The organism is Paeniglutamicibacter sp. Y32M11 (assembly GCF_019285735.1).
Taxonomy (GTDB): domain Bacteria; phylum Actinomycetota; class Actinomycetes; order Actinomycetales; family Micrococcaceae; genus Paeniglutamicibacter.
In genome coordinates this window covers 2,749,651-2,765,883 of sequence record NZ_CP079107.1, presented here as the reverse complement: position 1 = coordinate 2,765,883, position 16,233 = coordinate 2,749,651, and the positions used below count along the sequence as shown (strand labels likewise).

The window sequence follows — 16,233 nt, the reverse complement described above, 5'->3', positions numbered from 1 at the left end:
ACACGGTGATGACGCGAAGAAAAAAACCGTTGATTTACTCGACGGTGACCGATTTGGCCAGGTTACGCGGCTGATCAACGTCAAGACCTTTGGCCGAGGCCAGTTCGCAGGCGAAGAGCTGCAACGGAACGGTGGACAGCAGCGGCATCAACAACACCGGAGTCTCCGGGACGTAGAAGACGAACGACGCGTAATCGCGAACCGACTCATCGCCTTCTTCCGCAATGACCAAGGTCTTGGCGCCACGGGCGCGCACTTCCTGGATGTTGGAAACCACCTTGGAGTGCAACGAGTCGCGGCCGCGCGGTGATGGAACCACCACGAAGACCGGAAGATCCTGCTCGATCAGGGCGATCGGACCGTGCTTCAGCTCGCCAGCGGCAAAGCCTTCCGCGTGAATGTAAGCGATTTCCTTGAGCTTCAGCGCGCCTTCCATAGCGACGGGGTAGCCCACGTGGCGGCCCAGGAAGAGCACCGACTCGTTGTCCTTCATCGAGCGTGCCAGCGACTTGATCTCTTCGCTGCGGTCCAGAATGTCCTGGATCTTGGCCGGGATCTTACCAAGATCGGCCAGGATGTCCTTGATCTGTCCGGAGAACAGGTTGCCACGCAACTGAGCCAGGTACAGGCCCAACAGGTAGGTGGCGGTGATCTGGGCCAGGAATGCCTTGGTGGAAGCGACGGCAATTTCTGGTCCGGCGTGGGTGTAGAGCACGGCATCGGATTCACGCGGGATGGTGGAGCCGTTGGTGTTGCAGATGGCCAGAGTCTTCGCGCCCTGCTCCTTGGCGTAACGCACTGCCATGAGAGTATCCATGGTTTCGCCCGACTGGGAGATGGAAACGATCAGGGTATTGGCATCCACGATCGGATCGCGGTAACGGAATTCGTGGCTCAACTCGACCTCGACCGGGATACGGCACCAGTTTTCGATGGCGTACTTGGCTACCGAACCCGCATAGGCGGAAGTACCGCAAGCGAGCACAACAATCTTGGTGACTGCTGCCAGTTCCTCGGGGGAGATGCGTAGTTCATCAAGGGTCAGGCGTCCGAAGGCGTCCGAGCGACCCAGCAGGGTGTCGGCAACTGCGGCTGGCTGGTCGAAGATTTCCTTCTCCATGAAGGAACCAAAGCCGCCCTTTTCGGCGCTGGCAGCGTCCCAATCAACGGTGAATTCTTTGCCTTCGGCCGGGTTGCCGGCGAAGTCGGTGATGGTGTGGGAATCCGGGGTGATCGTGACGATCTGGTCCTGGCCCAGTTCTACGGCGCGGCGGGTGAAGTCGATGAAGCCCGACACGTCGGAACCCAAGAAGTTCTCGCCGTCGCCCAGTCCCAATACCAACGGGGAGTTACGGCGGGCGGCTACAACGACGCCGGGGTGCTCGGCGTGGACGGCCAGCAGGGTGAAGGCACCCTCAAGTTGGCGGGCGGTGAGCTCCATGGAGCGGGTGAGGTCACCGGCGCCTTCGCCGCGGTAGACGGATCCGAGCAGTGCTGCTGCAACTTCGGTGTCAGTCTCGGAAAGGAATTCGACGCCGTCTGCGCGCAGCTTGCCCTTGAGCTCGGCAAAGTTTTCGATGATGCCGTTGTGAATCAACGCGAGGTTGCCTTCATCGGCCAGGTGAGGGTGAGCATTGCCATCGGTTGGGCCGCCGTGGGTGGCCCAACGAGTGTGGCCAATTCCGGTCAGTGATGCCGGCAGAGCATCTGCTTCCAACGAGTCGACAAGGTTGACGAGCTTGCCCGCCTTCTTGCGCGAACTGATTCCCGCATCGGTGACAACGGCAAGTCCGGCCGAGTCGTATCCGCGATACTCGAGGCGTCGCAGTCCCTCAAGAATCACATCGAGCGCACCATGATTGGCTGCTCGGCCAGCATTACCTACGTATCCAACGATTCCACACATGAGGAAAAGATTACCGTGCCCCGGGATGTACAGGGTGCATTTGCCCCGCTGATAGCTTAAAAAGACATGTGGGTATAACCACGCCAACAAGGTATGGCCAAATCGTGAAGTTTGGGATTACCGGTCAGTTGTTGGCACAATTCAAGGCGTGAATGGACAGCGAGCGGTCGACTACAGTGCAACACCCTTCGTTGAATTGGACCGCCAAACGTGGGCGCGATTGTCCAATGAGATCAAGCAACCCCTGGATGAAGCCGACTTGATGCGCCTCAGTGGGCTCGGCGAAACACTGAATCTTTCCGAGGTGCGCGAGGTTTATCTCCCACTCTCACGATTGTTAAACCTCTATGTTCAGGGCTCGGCCTCGCTGCATCAGGCCACCAATACCTTCCTCGGTGAATCAACGCGTCGCACTCCCTTTGTTATTGGTGTTGCCGGATCGGTGGCCGTGGGTAAGTCCACCACCGCCCGCGTCCTGCAGGAACTATTGCGGCGCTGGCCCGACACCCCCGATGTGCAGCTGATCACCACCGATGGCTTCTTGTATCCGAATGCGGATCTGGAGCAGCGGGGCATCATGCACCGCAAGGGTTTCCCGGAGTCCTACGATCGACGTCGATTGCTGCGCTTTGTCTCCGAGGTCAAATCGGGTGCCCCGGAGGTTCGTGCGCCTTGGTACTCGCACCTGAGCTACGACATCATTCCCGGAAAAGAAGTTGTGGTGCGATCCCCGCAGGTGCTGATCGTTGAGGGCCTGAACGTGTTGCAACCCGCCCGCGCGCGACTTGATGGCACCGCCGGTCTGGCGTTGAGTGACTTCTTTGATTTCTCGGTGTACGTCGATGCGCGGACCGCAGATATTGAAGAGTGGTACATCCGCCGTTTCATGAGACTTCGTTCCGGAGCGTTCTCGGATCCCGCGTCGTACTTCCACCGCTACGCCTCGCTCAGTGATGAGGAAGCGCGGGAGACGGCGCACGGTATCTGGAAGCGTATTAACGAACCAAACTTGCGGGAGAACGTGATTCCCACTCGTGGTCGTGCGCAACTCGTTTTGAGTAAATCGGCAGATCACTCGATCCGTCGCATGTTGCTGCGCAAGATCTGATCGATCAAAACGAACGATGAATGGTAAGCAAATAAATTGAGAAATACCTGTGTATTACCTGTTGACCACAGACATTGTGTGCAAAGCTAGGCACATGCTCAAGGGATTCAAAGAATTTATAATGAAAGGCAACGTCGTTGACCTTGCCGTCGCCGTCGTCATTGGTGCCGCTTTTGGCGCCGTGATCACCGCCTTGGTTGAGAACATTCTCATGCCATTGATCGCAGCCTTGGTCGGTTCGCCGAACTTCGATAACTTCCTGGTTATCACGATCGGTTCCGGAGTCGCCATCAAGATCGGTGCTTTCCTGACCGTTCTGGTGAACTTCATTCTCATTGCTGCCGCCATCTACTTCTTCGTCGTAGTACCGATGAAGCACCTCGCCGACATGCGTGATGCCCGTCTTGGTGTCGAAGAGCCGGAAGCTGAAGTCGACCCGCAGCTTGCACTGCTAGCCGAAATTCGCGACGAATTGCGTAGTCGAACTTCCTAGTCCATTTATAAACCACCACGGCGATGCCCCGGTGCGCTGATCCTCATGATCAGCGCACCGGGGCATCGCCATTTGTGTACCCGATCGAATCAGCCCGGTTGCTGACAGCGTGCCAATGAATCAAGCCCCGCATTGAAAGTGGGATGATAGATACGTGAGCGCACAAACTTCCCACCAGTCCGAAAATCCATATCCCGCCGCGGATGAGACAACGAAGTCTCACTGGGAACGCCGAGCCGTTATCGACTTGGCCAACGTTCGGGAAAACGTGAAGCGCGTGGGCGAACTTGTAGCCCCGGCAGCTGTCATGGCAGTGGTCAAGGCGGATGGCTACGGGCACGGAGCCGTCGCCGTGAGCCGGGCAGCAATCCAGGCCGGTGCCTCCTGGCTGGGCTGCGCACATGTCACCGAAGCACTGAAACTACGCGCAGCAGGCCTGGAGGTACCCCTGCTCGCATGGCTACATACCGATGGAACCCCGTTCGAGGCAGCCATCTCCGCCAACATCGATCTGGCCGTTTCGGGTTGGGAACTTGACCTCGTAGCCAATGCCGCACAGGCAGCTGCCCAACCGGCCCGAGTTCACCTCAAAATTGATACGGGTCTGGGGCGCAATGGCAGCACCGCGGCACAGTGGGAAGAGCTTCTGGGACGCGCGGCCAGCTACCAAGACGACGGGCTGATGCGGGTGGTCGGCGTTTTCTCCCATCTTGCTGTTGCCGATGAACCCGAACGCCCCGAAACCGACGAGCAACTCAAGGCCTTCAACGAAGCCGTTGCCCTGGCCGAAGACGCTGGATTCGACCTTGAGGTACGCCACATCGCAAACACTCCCGCGATCCTCTCGCGCCCCGATGCCCACTACGACATGGTCAGGCTCGGACTCGGCCTTTACGGTTTGAGCCCCTTCGCGGGAGAAGACCCCGCACGCTACGGGTTACGTCCGGCCATGACGCTGGAAAGCCGCATCGCCAACGTGAAAAAGGTGCCAGCGGGACAGGGCGTCAGCTACGGCCTGCACTATCACACGAGTGAAGAAACGTACCTGGGGCTGATCCCGATGGGCTACGCCGACGGATTGCCGCGTACGGCGAATAATGCTCCGGTATCCATTCTGGGCAAAACGTACCTGGTGCGCGGAACCATTGCCATGGATCAATTTGTGGTGGATCTTGGACCGGATATTGACGTGGCAGCCATCCTCGGTGCCACGGCCATCCTCTTTGGTGAGGGTGGACCGTCGGTGACCGAATGGGCGGATGCCGCAGGAAGCATTAATTACGAGATCGTCACGCGTATTTCCCCCCGCGTGCCCCGCCGACTGGTCGAGGGAAGCTGGGGTGAATCCGGTGAGTGAGAAGGGCACCTCGTCGGAGCTGATCGTTAACGGTGTTGAAGAAACCCATCACTTTGCTCGAGCCCTGGGCGCCATCCTTCGTGCCGGAGACCTACTGGTGCTGACCGGTGAATTGGGAGCCGGGAAAACTACCTTCACCCAGGGACTGGGACTGGGCCTCGGAGTGCGCGAGGGCATCATCTCTCCGACCTTCGTGATCTCGCGTATCCACCCGACCTTGGGGGAGGGGCCGGACCTGGTGCACGTAGATGCCTACCGGCTTGCCACCGCCGTCGAAGTTGATGACCTCGATCTCGAATCCAGCCTCAGCACCTCCGTCACGGTCGTGGAATGGGGCGCGGACAAGGTCGAACAACTCAGCGACTCGCGTCTGGAGATCGTGCTGCAACGTCCCGGATCGGCAGAGATTGACGAGGAATTGGTCTTCGACTTCTCCGAAGGTGATGAGGACGAACAGCGCACCATCAGCCTCAGAGCGGTGGGACCACGCTGGGCCAACGATCCGCAGCTTGCTGCACTACTCACACACTTCAGAAGCTAAGGGAAAACTACACACATGCTGTTACTGGCCATCGATACCTCAGCCAATGCCTCCGCCGCGTTGCTGGAAACTACCGGCGATGACGTTGCCGTGCTCGGTTCCTTCACTTCGCTCGTGGGTAATGACCATGCCGAGGTCTTGGCCCCAGCCATCGAGGCACTGCTGCGGGACGCCGGGGCCGTGCTGCCCGACGCCGTCGTGGTGGGTGTTGGCCCCGGGCCCTTCACCGGGCTGCGTGTTGGCCTGGCCAGTGCCAAAACTCTGGCCTTCGTCTGGGACGTTGCCCTGCATGGGGTGATGAGCCTTGATGCCATCGCGCTGGAAGCGGTAGCCACCGAACCAACGGGTGATTTCACCGTCGCCATTGATGCACGGCGCAAGGAACTCTACTGGGCTAGGTACCACCACGATGGACTATTGGCCGATGGACCGCACGTGAGCATCGCCGAAGAACTACCGCCGCTGCCGACCTTTGGAGCCGGTGCTGGCCTGTACGCCGAGCGCCTGACTGCCATCGGTGCGACGGTGGTCCCGGGATTCGACCAGGCGCATCCCAGCGCCGAGTCCTTGGGCACCAGCGCCGCCCGTTCGCTGGCCGCGGGCCGTGAGCTGCTGAGCACCGAACCGCTGTACCTGCGCGAGTCCGATGCCAAGGTCCCGGCCGTGATGAAGGGCAAGCTGCTGTGAACGTCTCAAGCGATTCCTTGGCCGTGCCAGGAATGGAGACTCGGGCCATGGTGCCCGCCGATGTGCCTGAGGTCTGGGAGTTGGAAAAGGAATTGTTCCCTACCGACGCCTGGCCGTTGGAGATGTTTTACGACGAACTGGCGCAGCACGACACGCGAACCTATTGGGTGGTCAGTGACGGAACGCGGATCATCGCCTATGCCGGAATGATGTGTGTGCTGCCCCTGGCCGATGTCCAGACCATCGCCGTGCGCCCCGAGGCTGAGGGGCGAGGCATCGGCAGCCATCTGCTGCGCCTCATGATCACCGGAGCCAGCAACGCCAACGCCACCGATCTTTTACTGGAGGTTCGAGAGGATAATCCCCGGGCCCAGGGGCTGTATGCACGTCACGGGTTTGAGGCCATCCATCGCCGCAAGGGGTACTACCGCGAGGGTGTCGATGCCATCATCATGCGCAAGGTGCTCATCACCGCGACGTGATCGCTGCCACCGCCGCGGTGCCCGCTTCGTGAAAATCGGGGTCGCGGACCTAAAATTGGTGACATGTCCCTTTCAGCACCACTCGTTCTTGGCATTGAATCCTCCTGCGACGAAACGGGGGTGGGTATTGTGCGAGGCACCGACCTACTCGTTAACGCCGTGGCCTCCTCGATGGAGGAGCACGTCCGCTTCGGCGGGGTCATCCCCGAGATTGCTTCCCGCGCCCATCTGGATGCCTTTGTCCCCACCCTTGAGGCGGCGCTTGAAGAGGCAGGGGTCAAGCTTGCGGACATCGATGCGATTGCCGTGACCAGCGGGCCGGGGCTCTCCGGTGCCCTGATGGTGGGTGTCGCGGCAGCCAAGTCCTTGGCGCTGGCCACGGGCAAGCCGCTGTACGCGATCAACCATCTGGTGGCCCATGTGGGGGTGGGGGTCCTAAACGGTGGCCAGCTGCCCGAAAAGCTTGGCGCACTCTTGGTCTCCGGCGGCCACACCGAAATACTGCAGGTCAATTCGCTCACCGACGACGTGCGTCTGCTCGGGGCGACCATTGATGACGCGGCGGGTGAAGCCTATGACAAGGTGGCCCGCCTCCTGGGTTTGGGATACCCGGGCGGACCGGTCATCGATGCGCTGGCCAAGGAGGGTGACCCCAAGGCCATCCGTTTCCCGCGCGGTCTGACCCTACCCAAGTTTGTGGGTTCTGCCGAGGAACCCGGCAAGCACCGCCACGACTTCTCCTTCTCCGGACTGAAAACCGCCGTGGCCCGCTGTGTTGAGCAGTACCAGAAACGCGGCGAAGAGGTTCCCGTCGCGGACATTGCCGCGTCCTTCCAAGAAGCAGTTGTCGACGTGATTACCTCCAAGGCGGTGCGCGCCTGCAAGGAACACGGGATAGAGAACCTGCTGCTGGGCGGCGGTGTTGCCGCCAACTCCCGGCTGCGCGCGCTACTTGCTGCTCGCTGCGCCTCGGCCGGCATCACGCTGCGGGTCCCGCCGCGGGATCTCTGTACGGATAACGGGGCCATGGTCGCAGCGCTCGGCGCCCAATTGGTGGCAGCCGGCATCACCCCCACGGGGTTGGGCTTCTCCACCGATTCGGGACAACCGGTGAGTCTGATTTCCCTGGCTGCCTAGGCCGGTTGCGCAGACACTGCTGTTGGGCATGACGAAGGGCGGCAGTTCAGAACTGCCGCCCTTCGTCGTGCCAGCTATTGTGTCTTCTGGGCTAGGCCAGATGCATGCGTCGGACGTTGTCCTTAACGACCTCGCGCAGGTTGCCACCGTGAGCCGCCGCAACCTTGTGCTGCCACTGGTAACCGGCGCCGCCCTTGATAATGCGCTCCACATCGGCGAGCTCGGCGCTGCAGCCCAGCTCCGCCGCGACCGGGGCCAACCGCTTCAATTCCTGGCGCAGGTGCTCGGTGACCAGCATTTCGTCGCCGGCGGCGTTGAGGATGATGATCGCTTCCATGCCGTAGCGGGCGGCCCGCCACTTATTTTCCACGCGGTACCACGGCGGCATGACCGGTATGGTTCCACCGTTGTCGATGGTGGTGGACATGTCGTGTACCAGGCATTGAGTCAGGGCGGCGATGGCACCGATGTCCTGCAATGAGGAGAGCCCATCGGAGATGCGCATCTCCACGGTCCCGAAGCGGGGGACCGGGCGCACATCCCAGCGGATCTCTGAAATGTCGTCGATGACCCCGGTGTGCAGCATATCCGCGACATAGGCCTCGTACTGCTCCCACTCGGGGAAGTGATACGGGATGCCGGCGGTGGGTAGCTGCTGGAACATCAGGGCGCGGTGCGAGGCATATCCGGTGTCTTCCCCACCCCAGAAGGGGCTGGAGGCACTGAGCGCCTGGAAATGCGCCTGATAGTTGATCAGCCCATCGACCACCGGCAGGGCCTTGGCTCGTGAGTCGAGGCCCACGTGAACGTGTACCCCGTAGATGACCATTTGTTGACCCCACCATTGGGTGCGGTCAATCATCTTGGCGTAGCGGTCCTTGTCGGTGACCGGCTGCAGCTTCGGTGGGGCGAAGGGGTGGGAACCTGCGCAGTAAAGATCGATATCCATGGGGTCGGTGACCTCGCGGATGGCAGCCAAATTGTCGTGCAACTCGGTCTTGGCTTCGGCCACCGTCTCACAGACGCCGGTGACAATTTCCACGGTGTTCAGCAGGAGTTCCTGCTTGACATGCGGATGTTCCTCATCAACACCGAGGGACCCATGAAGGCGGTGCAATTCGGCTAACACTTCCTCGGCGACCGAACGCAGATCGGAGGTATTGCGGTCCACCAAAGCCACTTCCCACTCCACACCAAGTGTGGACTGGCGTGATGACGCGAAATCTATCTGCACCGAACCTCCATGTCGATAACGGCGAAACCGCCGCATTGTTATCGTAAGTCTATCGAGCGAAAGCGAGCACTGTGCGCCGTTGATGCGCCATGGCACGGTTTTGTCGAGTCATGACCGAGTAATTGTGCTCACGTTGCTAGGAGACCGGTTCGACCTCGATGGCCAGACGCGTATCTCCCACGCGGGTAAGGATCAAGGTTGCTTTGTTCTTGGCATCCTTCCCGGTGCCGGCCAGCAGAATCTTGCGCAATTCCTCCGGGGTCACATCCATGCCGCGCTTCTTGATATCCAGCACACCAATTTTTTCACTCTTCACCCAGGCCCGAAGGTTTTTCACGTGGTACGGGCGGATGGCCAGGACTCGGTAGCTCTTGGCCATCGGGGAGGAGATCGATTCGGCGGTGCTGAAGTAGGCGATGTGCCCATCAATGAGGTGCCCACCGGTTTGCTTCAGCAACTCATCGATCAGACCCGCGCGAATCACCGCGCCATCGGGTTCGTGGATGTAAGCATCAATCTCTCCGACGGGGACGTCACCGCGCAGGGCGGCATCCGGATCAAAATCCGTGTTGCTTGTCAGCTCGGTGGCCCCGTTCTCGCCGATGACCAGGGCCGCTCGGCGGACACCGGGGCGGGCCAGCGGACCGAACCAGAGGGCTGCCTCGGTGACGTCGCCATTGATCGACACCCACTGAACCTCACAGGTCTTTGGCACCGCGGCATGCGGAAGACCCGGTCCCATTTTCACGCCGACGGCGAGCCCCCGATCGGCCAGCGATTCGACGAAGGACAGGGGAGGGCTGAAGGCTTCGGGATCAAAAATTCGTGAGGTGCCCGAGGTGTCTGTGGTGCGCCGGGCGGGATCTAGCCATACCCCGGTGAACCCGGTGAGATCGAAGTCCATGGCGTCGGTGTTCACCACCGTGGCGCTGGGCCACGGCATGAGATTCAGTGTGGCGGCGGCCGCGGTTGTCTCATCAAGCTCCACGGCCGTAACGTCAATCTCCGCGCTGGCCAGTGCGAGGGAGTCCGCGCCAATGCCGCACCCCAAATCGGCAACCTTGGTGATGCCTGCGCGGGTATAACGCTGAGCGTGTAGCCCGGCGAGCTTAAGCCGGGTGGCTTGTTCCAGGCCGGCAGGGGTAAACACCATGCGGTCGGCAAACGGGCCAAACTTCACCCGGGCCTTGGAGCGCAATTGCGCCTGCTGCACCACGGCGGTGACCAGCTCCACCGGGTGCCCGGCCTTGCGCAACGTCAAGTTGAGGTTCAGCGCTGCTTCTTTGGTCCCGGCAGATGAGGGGTCGATCGAGTTTAGGAGTTCCCATCCCGGGGGCGTTAGCAGGATTGCCAGCTGTGATGCTGCGGCCTCGGAGTTTTGATTTGCCATGGGATCCAGCCTAGTACGGATGGCTGTCTCGCCGTGGCGCGGTTCAGAGGGGCGCTGGGTGCTTGCCACAGGCCGCAGCGCCCCGCTGCCGTCGCTTATGGCTAAGGCAGCAGCCGGTTCAGGTAACTGCGAACCGCCGGGTAGTAGCCCTGAAGGTAACCGGTGGTGGTGGGGTGCAGATTAAACGGATCATTCAGATTGGCCGCGTTGAAGTAGATCCACGGATCGGTAGATCCCAAACCGTGATTGTTGAATCTCCCCTGGACGGAAATGAAGCTGGCGCTTGTTCCCCGAGTCGCGTTTCTGATCGCCTTGTTCAGCGAATCGCCGAGCGCGTTCAGGTCGCGGGCTCGAGCGGCAGAAAGCAGGGGCTGATCCCCAGCGGAGGCGGTAAACAGTCTGGGGTAATCCAACACCAGAATGTGCCCACTGGTTGATGCATCCAGCAGGGCCAACGTTTGGTGGGCTGAGGCGCCGACGGTAGGAATCAGCTGCGCGCCGGCAGCAAGAGCCTGATCACAGGCAATATCCATGCCCGGCGTACTGCAGAAAGTCAGCAGCCCGCGGATATTCAGATCGTTGGCACCTAGGCTCAGCGTGACCAAATCTGCCGCGCCCAGCTGACCCCCAATCGCTCCGATGACTTCGGCTATCTCCGCGGTCCCCAAACCCGCACAAGCGGCATTAGCCAGCAGATTGACGTTCTCTGTGCTGGCAATCTGCGTGACATGTGATGGGCCGCTGCCCTGCAGGCAGCCGGGGAGCGGACCGCTGACCAGCGAACCGGAACCGAATCCCGCGGAATAGGAATCACCCAGATTCACGTAGTTCACCACCTGCGATGAATCTGGTGCGGTGGGTGGGGCCGCTGCGCTCGCCGGTGTCATGCCGGTGAGTGTAAGAACGATGGCGGCGGTGCTGGCCGCCAGAAGGGCTAAACGTCGAGACGGCGCGGAACGAGTCATGAGAAAGATCCCCTGCTTTCACGGTGGCGGGACGCGATGTATGTTCCGCCTATTGCCCGATTGGTCGGGTGGCCGGGAAGGGCACCTCAACCTTGTCGGTCGGTGCCAGTGATTTGAACCCCAAGGTGGAAACCACATCCGGGGACCTCTGGCGAGGGCGTCCGGTGCGCCACGCGGTGAGAGCAGATGATGCCGAACCGCACGTACAGCCCATCCTAGGACCAGGGACGCTCACACAATAGGGGTGGACCGCGTGAAGTCGAAGCGATCTGGCCCAGTGTCGGTGGCACCTTCCCGCGCGCACCAGAGCGCGACGTTGGCGATTCGGCTGGCATTCCATGGGGTTTGACGCTCGGGCGGTGCTGTGCGCCGAGCGCGTAAAAGATGACGTAATTAGCACTCGCCTTGACCGAGTGCTAATGGTTGCCTAGAGTCAGTGGTGGCGTTTGTTGTCTCAACAAACGCTGAAAGCCTGAGGTAATTCACCAGCTGGCACCGCGACGACGGTTGGTACCACCCGAACGGCCCGTAAACCATTGGTAACTCACGCAAAGGAGAGACGATGTCCGTCTCCATTAAGCCTCTCGAGGACCGCATTGTCGTCCAGCCGCTCGAAGCAGAAACCACCACTGCTTCCGGTCTGGTCATCCCCGATTCCGCCAAGGAAAAGCCCCAGGAGGGCAAGGTTGTGGCCGTAGGCCCCGGCCGCGTCGATGACAACGGCAACCGCGTCCCGGTTGACGTAGCCGAAGGCGACGTTGTGCTCTACTCCAAGTACGGCGGAACCGAAGTCAAGGTCGGCGGTGCAGAGTACCTGGTGCTCTCGGCACGCGACGTTCTGGCCATCGTCGTAAAGTAGTTTTCCTGATAAAGCCCCGGCCACTGGCCGGGGCTTTATGCAGCTTATAAGGAGCAAGACATGGCAAAGCAGCTAGCTTTTAACGAAGAGGCGCGACGCGCACTCGAAGCGGGCATCGACAAGCTCGCAAACACCGTCAAGGTCACCTTGGGCCCACGCGGCCGCAACGTGGTGCTGGCCAAGGCCTGGGGCGCACCGACGATCACCAACGATGGTGTGACCATCGCTCGTGAAGTTGAGCTTGAGGATCCCTACGAAAACCTTGGCGCGCAGCTGGCCAAGGAAGTAGCCACCAAGACCAACGATGTTGCCGGCGACGGCACCACCACCGCCACCGTGCTCGCACAGGCATTCGTCAAGGAGGGCCTGCGCAATGTTGCCGCGGGTGCCGCACCGGGCGAAATCAAGCGCGGCATTGAAGTTTCCGTCGAGGCAGTTGCAGCACGCCTGATCGAAAACGCCGTGCCGGTTGAAGGTCAGCAGGTCGCTAACGTTGCCGCGATCTCCGCACAGAACGAAGAAATTGGCGAGCTGTTGGCCAAGGCTTTCGAGACCGTGGGCACCGATGGTGTCATCACGATCGAAGAATCCTCCACGACCGCCACTGAACTGGTTGTCACCGAGGGCATGCAGTTCGACAAGGGCTACCTGTCCCCGCAGTTCGTCACCGACCCGGAGCGCCAGGAAGCAGTCCTCGAAGACGCGCTGATCTTGGTCAACTCCGGAAAAATCTCCACCGTGGCAGAATTCTTGCCGTTGTTGGAGAAGGTGCTTGCCGCAGGCAAGCCGCTGTTCATCGTTTCCGAGGACACCGAGGGCGAAGCCCTTTCGACCCTCGTGGTGAACAAGATCCGTGGCACCCTGAACGCCGTGGCCGTCAAGGCTCCGGGCTTCGGTGACCGCCGCAAGGCGATGCTGCAGGACATTGCGATCCTCACCGGTGCACAGGTAGTCTCCCCGGATCTGGGTCTCCAGCTGGATCAGGTTGGCCTCGAGGTATTGGGATCGGCTCGCCGCATCACCATCACCAAGGATTCGACCACCATCGTTGACGGTGCCGGAACGGCCGAGGATGTTGCAGACCGTGTCTCGCAGCTCAAGGCCGAACTGACCCGCACCGATTCCGAGTGGGACCGCGAGAAGCTCTCCGAGCGTCTTGCCAAGCTCTCGGGCGGCATCGGCGTGATCAAGGTTGGCGCAGCCACCGAGGTCGAGCTGAAGGAACGCAAGGCACGCATCGAAGATGCCGTCTCCTCCACCCGTGCAGCCCTCGAAGAGGGAATTGTTGCCGGCGGCGGTACCGCATTGGTTGACGCACTTGCCGTCTTGGATACCGATCCGGCCGTGCTCGCCCTCACCGGCGATGCAGCAGCGGGTGTCGGCATCGTACGCCGCGCATTGGTTCAGCCGCTGCGTTGGATTGCTCAGAACGCAGGCTTCGACGGTTACGTTGTTGTTGCCAAGGTTTCCGAATCTCCCGCCAACGAGGGCTTCAACGCTCTGAGCGGCGTGTACGAGAACCTGATCAACGCCGGCGTCATCGACCCGGTCAAGGTCACCCGTTCGGCGCTGCGCAACGCGGCATCGATCGCTGCCCTGGTGTTGACGACCGAAACCTTGGTCGCCGAAAAGCCTGCCGCCGACGCGGAAGCAGCACACCAGCACTAAGCACCTGACACCTATGTAGGTGGTGCGGCTAGCGCCGCCGGATCCCTTCCATACTTCGTTGATACGCCGTGACGGCGCACCAGCGCGGTCATGAAGGGGATCCGGCGGCGTTTTGTCTTGGCGACACAAGGCTGGGAATTCCATGTAACGAACCAATAACGAAGTTTGATAGCGTGGGAGACCCGCACCCACCGTTCCGGGGGTGGACACTGACCAAACTATCAGGATGTACTGATGTCGAATTCCTTTCCTGCGCCCAGCGTGGCAGGGCGGAGTCCAATAGCTTCCCCACTCACCGTCAACCGCTTCCGGCCCGAACTCCAGGGGCTTCGAGCCTTGGCCGTGGTCCTGGTGATGGTGTACCACGTTTGGTTTGGCCGGGTCTCCGGCGGCGTGGACGTATTTTTGTTGCTCTCGGCGTTTTTCCTCACCGGCACCTTCATCCGCAAGGTCGAAAACGGTCGGCCCCTGAACCTGCTGAGTTACTGGCTTAACGTTTTTCGTCGGCTCCTGCCCGCTGCCGTTGTGGTTTTCCTGGCGATCATCGCCGCCAGCGTGAGCCTGTTGCCCAAGGCCAGGTGGAGCTCGATGATGGAACAGATCACCGCCAGCCTCTTCTACCAGCAAAACTGGCAGCTGGCTCGCGAGTCCGTTGACTACTACGCCGCCGATCACGCAACGGCCAGCCCGCTGCAACATTTCTGGTCCCTATCCATTCAGGGGCAGATCTTCATTCTGTGGCCCCTGCTGCTGGCCGCGGGCCTAGTGATGTTCACGGCGTTGCGTGCTCGTTTCCCCGCCCTGAGCTACCGGATGGTGCTGGGAGTGATGTTCTCTCTGGTGTTCATCGCTTCGCTCACCTACTCGATCTACATCACCGATGCGGCACAAGAGTGGGCGTACTTCGACACCGGGGCCAGATTATGGGAATTTGCCCTCGGCTCCCTGCTGGCCATCTTCCTGCCACTGATCGAAAAGATTCCAGCCATCATCGGTGTGCCGCTGGGTTGGTTGGGCCTTGCCGCGATTCTCGGCTGCGGGATGGTGCTGCAGGTGGAGCACGAATTCCCCGGTTACTTGGCGCTGTGGCCAACACTCGCCGCGGCCTTCATCATCGCTGCCCCGCCGAACCGACGAGGCGTGCAGACCGTGTTGGCGTTACCCGTCCTGGGCTGGCTGGGGAACATCTCCTACGCGCTCTACCTCTGGCACTGGCCGGTGATGATCTTCTTCCTGTCCGAATCCGGCGCCGAAAGAATCTCCGTGGGCACCGGCTTGTGCCTGATGCTGGTATCGCTGCTGTTGGCCTGGGGCACCACGCGCATCGTTGAATCGCCGCTGCGCTCGTGGACGTGGCTCTCCGCCAAACGCCGCCGCGTGGGCCTGAGCATCGCCGTCCTCCTCTCGGTGGTGCTGCTTCCGCTGGGCGGGTGGGAACACAAGGTGGCGGCCGAGGAACTACGGGCGGCCGCGCAACCGGCGATGGATAACCCCGGGGCGCGCAGCCTTGACCCGGGATTCGAGTCCGAACCCGAGGCCGGTGCCGTGGTGATCCCGCTGACCAGCAAACTCGATGAGCAGTGGTCGAACTTTGGTGCCGAGTGCACGGGGCAGTGGGCGCCGACGGCGGAACAGATCGAATACTGTCAGCAGGGAGGGAACCCCGATGCGAGCAAGACCATCGTGCTGATGGGGGACTCCCACGCCCAACACTGGAGCGGTGCGCTGGATGTCATGGCGCAAGACCAGGGCTGGCGTTGGATTCTCCTGACGAAACCGTCGTGCCGCTTTGGTGGGGAGTCCGAAACCCGTGGCGAGGAATGTGGTGCCTTTAATCGGGCGGCGGGGAAGTATGTCCTTGACCATCAGCCCGATGCCGTGATCACTCTGGGTACCTTCACCGCGGCCGGTGAAGATGAAGCCGGCCGCAGCGCCGCCGAGCAGGAAGTGGTGGTCCCCGATTACGTGGTAGGGATCCGCCCCCTGCTAGATGCCGGCATCCCGGTGGTTTCCCTGCGTGACACCCCACGCTTGCCCAGTTCACCGCCGGAATGTGTGGATAGATACGGGGCAGGGGCAGACCGATGTGCCAGCCCCGCCTCCGAACTGCTGGCGGCGGTGAATCCGTTGGAGGAATTGGCCGCCAGCGGGGAGTTGGGGAAGAACTTTTCCACCATGGACATGAGTGAGGTGTTGTGTCCCGATTCGCTCTGCCGGCCGGTGATCGGCAACGTGCTGGTCTATCTGGATCAATCCCACCTCACCAGCACCTACGCCCGGAGTGCCGGTGCGGAATTTGAAAAGCGGTTCCTTGCCGCATTCAGAGGCTGACAAGCTTCTTCTTCGAACGCATCGGGCATCGCCGCGATGGAGTTCGGGGAGCTCCAACCGGTGGCCGAAGTGTCA

14 protein-coding genes are annotated in these 16,233 nt (G+C 61.1%); 10 read left to right on the top strand and 4 right to left on the bottom strand.

Annotated features, from left to right (window positions below):
- Positions 1–34: 34 nt before the first annotated feature.
- Positions 35–1,906: a glutamine--fructose-6-phosphate transaminase (isomerizing) gene (gene glmS / locus KUF55_RS12150; RefSeq protein WP_168151229.1), complete on the bottom strand. Its 1,872-nt coding sequence runs from the start codon at positions 1,904–1,906 to the stop codon at positions 35–37.
- 148 nt (positions 1,907–2,054) lie between these two features.
- Between glmS and coaA the strand changes: the two genes are divergently transcribed.
- From coaA to tsaD, 7 genes are all read left to right on the top strand, one after another.
- A complete protein-coding gene (gene coaA / locus KUF55_RS12145) occupies positions 2,055–3,014 on the top strand; it encodes a type I pantothenate kinase (protein ID WP_132358617.1) in 960 nt (319 codons plus the stop codon).
- Between the two features lie 94 nt (positions 3,015–3,108).
- Positions 3,109–3,507, top strand: a complete 399-nt coding sequence (mscL, locus tag KUF55_RS12140) for a large conductance mechanosensitive channel protein MscL (RefSeq protein ID WP_132358616.1) — start codon at positions 3,109–3,111, stop codon at positions 3,505–3,507.
- A 241-nt stretch (positions 3,508–3,748) separates the two neighbouring features.
- Positions 3,749–4,864: an alanine racemase gene (gene alr / locus KUF55_RS12135; RefSeq protein ID WP_255557472.1), complete on the top strand. Its 1,116-nt coding sequence runs from the start codon at positions 3,749–3,751 to the stop codon at positions 4,862–4,864.
- Positions 4,857–5,405: a tRNA (adenosine(37)-N6)-threonylcarbamoyltransferase complex ATPase subunit type 1 TsaE gene (gene tsaE / locus KUF55_RS12130; RefSeq protein WP_370630993.1), complete on the top strand. Its 549-nt coding sequence runs from the start codon at positions 4,857–4,859 to the stop codon at positions 5,403–5,405. The genes alr and tsaE overlap by 8 nt, the downstream gene beginning before the upstream one ends.
- Positions 5,406–5,420: 15 nt before the next feature.
- Positions 5,421–6,092, top strand: a complete 672-nt coding sequence (gene tsaB, locus KUF55_RS12125) for a tRNA (adenosine(37)-N6)-threonylcarbamoyltransferase complex dimerization subunit type 1 TsaB (protein WP_218816793.1) — start codon at positions 5,421–5,423, stop codon at positions 6,090–6,092.
- A 32-nt stretch (positions 6,093–6,124) separates the two neighbouring features.
- The gene (rimI, locus tag KUF55_RS12120; protein ID WP_218818779.1) at positions 6,125–6,574 is read left to right on the top strand and encodes a ribosomal protein S18-alanine N-acetyltransferase; all 450 of its coding nucleotides are present in this window, start codon (positions 6,125–6,127) and stop codon (positions 6,572–6,574) included.
- Positions 6,575–6,637: 63 nt separating this feature from the next.
- Positions 6,638–7,711, top strand: a complete 1,074-nt coding sequence (gene tsaD, locus KUF55_RS12115; protein ID WP_132358608.1) for a tRNA (adenosine(37)-N6)-threonylcarbamoyltransferase complex transferase subunit TsaD — start codon at positions 6,638–6,640, stop codon at positions 7,709–7,711.
- Positions 7,712–7,802: 91 nt separating this feature from the next.
- Here tsaD and KUF55_RS12110 read toward each other — a convergent pair whose 3' ends face one another.
- The 3 genes from KUF55_RS12110 to KUF55_RS12100 form a co-directional block, all read right to left on the bottom strand.
- Complete coding sequence (locus KUF55_RS12110) at positions 7,803–8,945, bottom strand: glutamate--cysteine ligase (RefSeq protein ID WP_132358606.1); 1,143 nt, start codon at positions 8,943–8,945, stop codon at positions 7,803–7,805.
- Between the two features lie 136 nt (positions 8,946–9,081).
- Entirely contained in the window at positions 9,082–10,335 is a 1,254-nt protein-coding gene (locus KUF55_RS12105) for an SAM-dependent methyltransferase (protein ID WP_132358604.1), read from the bottom strand.
- Between the two features lie 101 nt (positions 10,336–10,436).
- A complete protein-coding gene (locus KUF55_RS12100) occupies positions 10,437–11,300 on the bottom strand; it encodes a GDSL-type esterase/lipase family protein (protein WP_218816792.1) in 864 nt (287 codons plus the stop codon).
- Between the two features lie 562 nt (positions 11,301–11,862).
- On the opposite strand from KUF55_RS12100, the gene groES reads away from it, so the two are divergent.
- From groES to KUF55_RS12085, 3 genes are all read left to right on the top strand, one after another.
- Positions 11,863–12,159, top strand: a complete 297-nt coding sequence (groES, locus tag KUF55_RS12095) for a co-chaperone GroES (protein WP_132358598.1) — start codon at positions 11,863–11,865, stop codon at positions 12,157–12,159.
- Between the two features lie 60 nt (positions 12,160–12,219).
- Complete coding sequence (groL, locus tag KUF55_RS12090) at positions 12,220–13,827, top strand: chaperonin GroEL (RefSeq protein WP_132358597.1); 1,608 nt, start codon at positions 12,220–12,222, stop codon at positions 13,825–13,827.
- Positions 13,828–14,061: 234 nt separating this feature from the next.
- Positions 14,062–16,158: an acyltransferase family protein gene (locus tag KUF55_RS12085; protein ID WP_218816791.1), complete on the top strand. Its 2,097-nt coding sequence runs from the start codon at positions 14,062–14,064 to the stop codon at positions 16,156–16,158.
- The last annotated feature ends 75 nt before the right edge of the window (positions 16,159–16,233 follow it).

What these genes read in the sequence shown, in the direction of transcription:
- glmS (WP_168151229.1), bottom strand. Translation starts at nt 1,906, where the DNA reads ATGTGTGGAATCGTTGGATACGTAGGTAATGCTGGCCGAGCAGCCAAT.
- mscL (WP_132358616.1), top strand. Translation starts at nt 3,109, where the DNA reads ATGCTCAAGGGATTCAAAGAATTTATAATGAAAGGCAACGTCGTTGAC.
- tsaB (WP_218816793.1), top strand. Translation starts at nt 5,421, where the DNA reads ATGCTGTTACTGGCCATCGATACCTCAGCCAATGCCTCCGCCGCGTTG.
- rimI (WP_218818779.1), top strand. Translation starts at nt 6,125, where the DNA reads ATGGAGACTCGGGCCATGGTGCCCGCCGATGTGCCTGAGGTCTGGGAG.
- tsaD (WP_132358608.1), top strand. Translation starts at nt 6,638, where the DNA reads ATGTCCCTTTCAGCACCACTCGTTCTTGGCATTGAATCCTCCTGCGAC.
- KUF55_RS12105 (WP_132358604.1), bottom strand. Translation starts at nt 10,335, where the DNA reads ATGGCAAATCAAAACTCCGAGGCCGCAGCATCACAGCTGGCAATCCTG.
- KUF55_RS12100 (WP_218816792.1), bottom strand. Translation starts at nt 11,300, where the DNA reads ATGACTCGTTCCGCGCCGTCTCGACGTTTAGCCCTTCTGGCGGCCAGC.
- groES (WP_132358598.1), top strand. Translation starts at nt 11,863, where the DNA reads ATGTCCGTCTCCATTAAGCCTCTCGAGGACCGCATTGTCGTCCAGCCG.
- groL (WP_132358597.1), top strand. Translation starts at nt 12,220, where the DNA reads ATGGCAAAGCAGCTAGCTTTTAACGAAGAGGCGCGACGCGCACTCGAA.
- KUF55_RS12085 (WP_218816791.1), top strand. Translation starts at nt 14,062, where the DNA reads ATGTCGAATTCCTTTCCTGCGCCCAGCGTGGCAGGGCGGAGTCCAATA.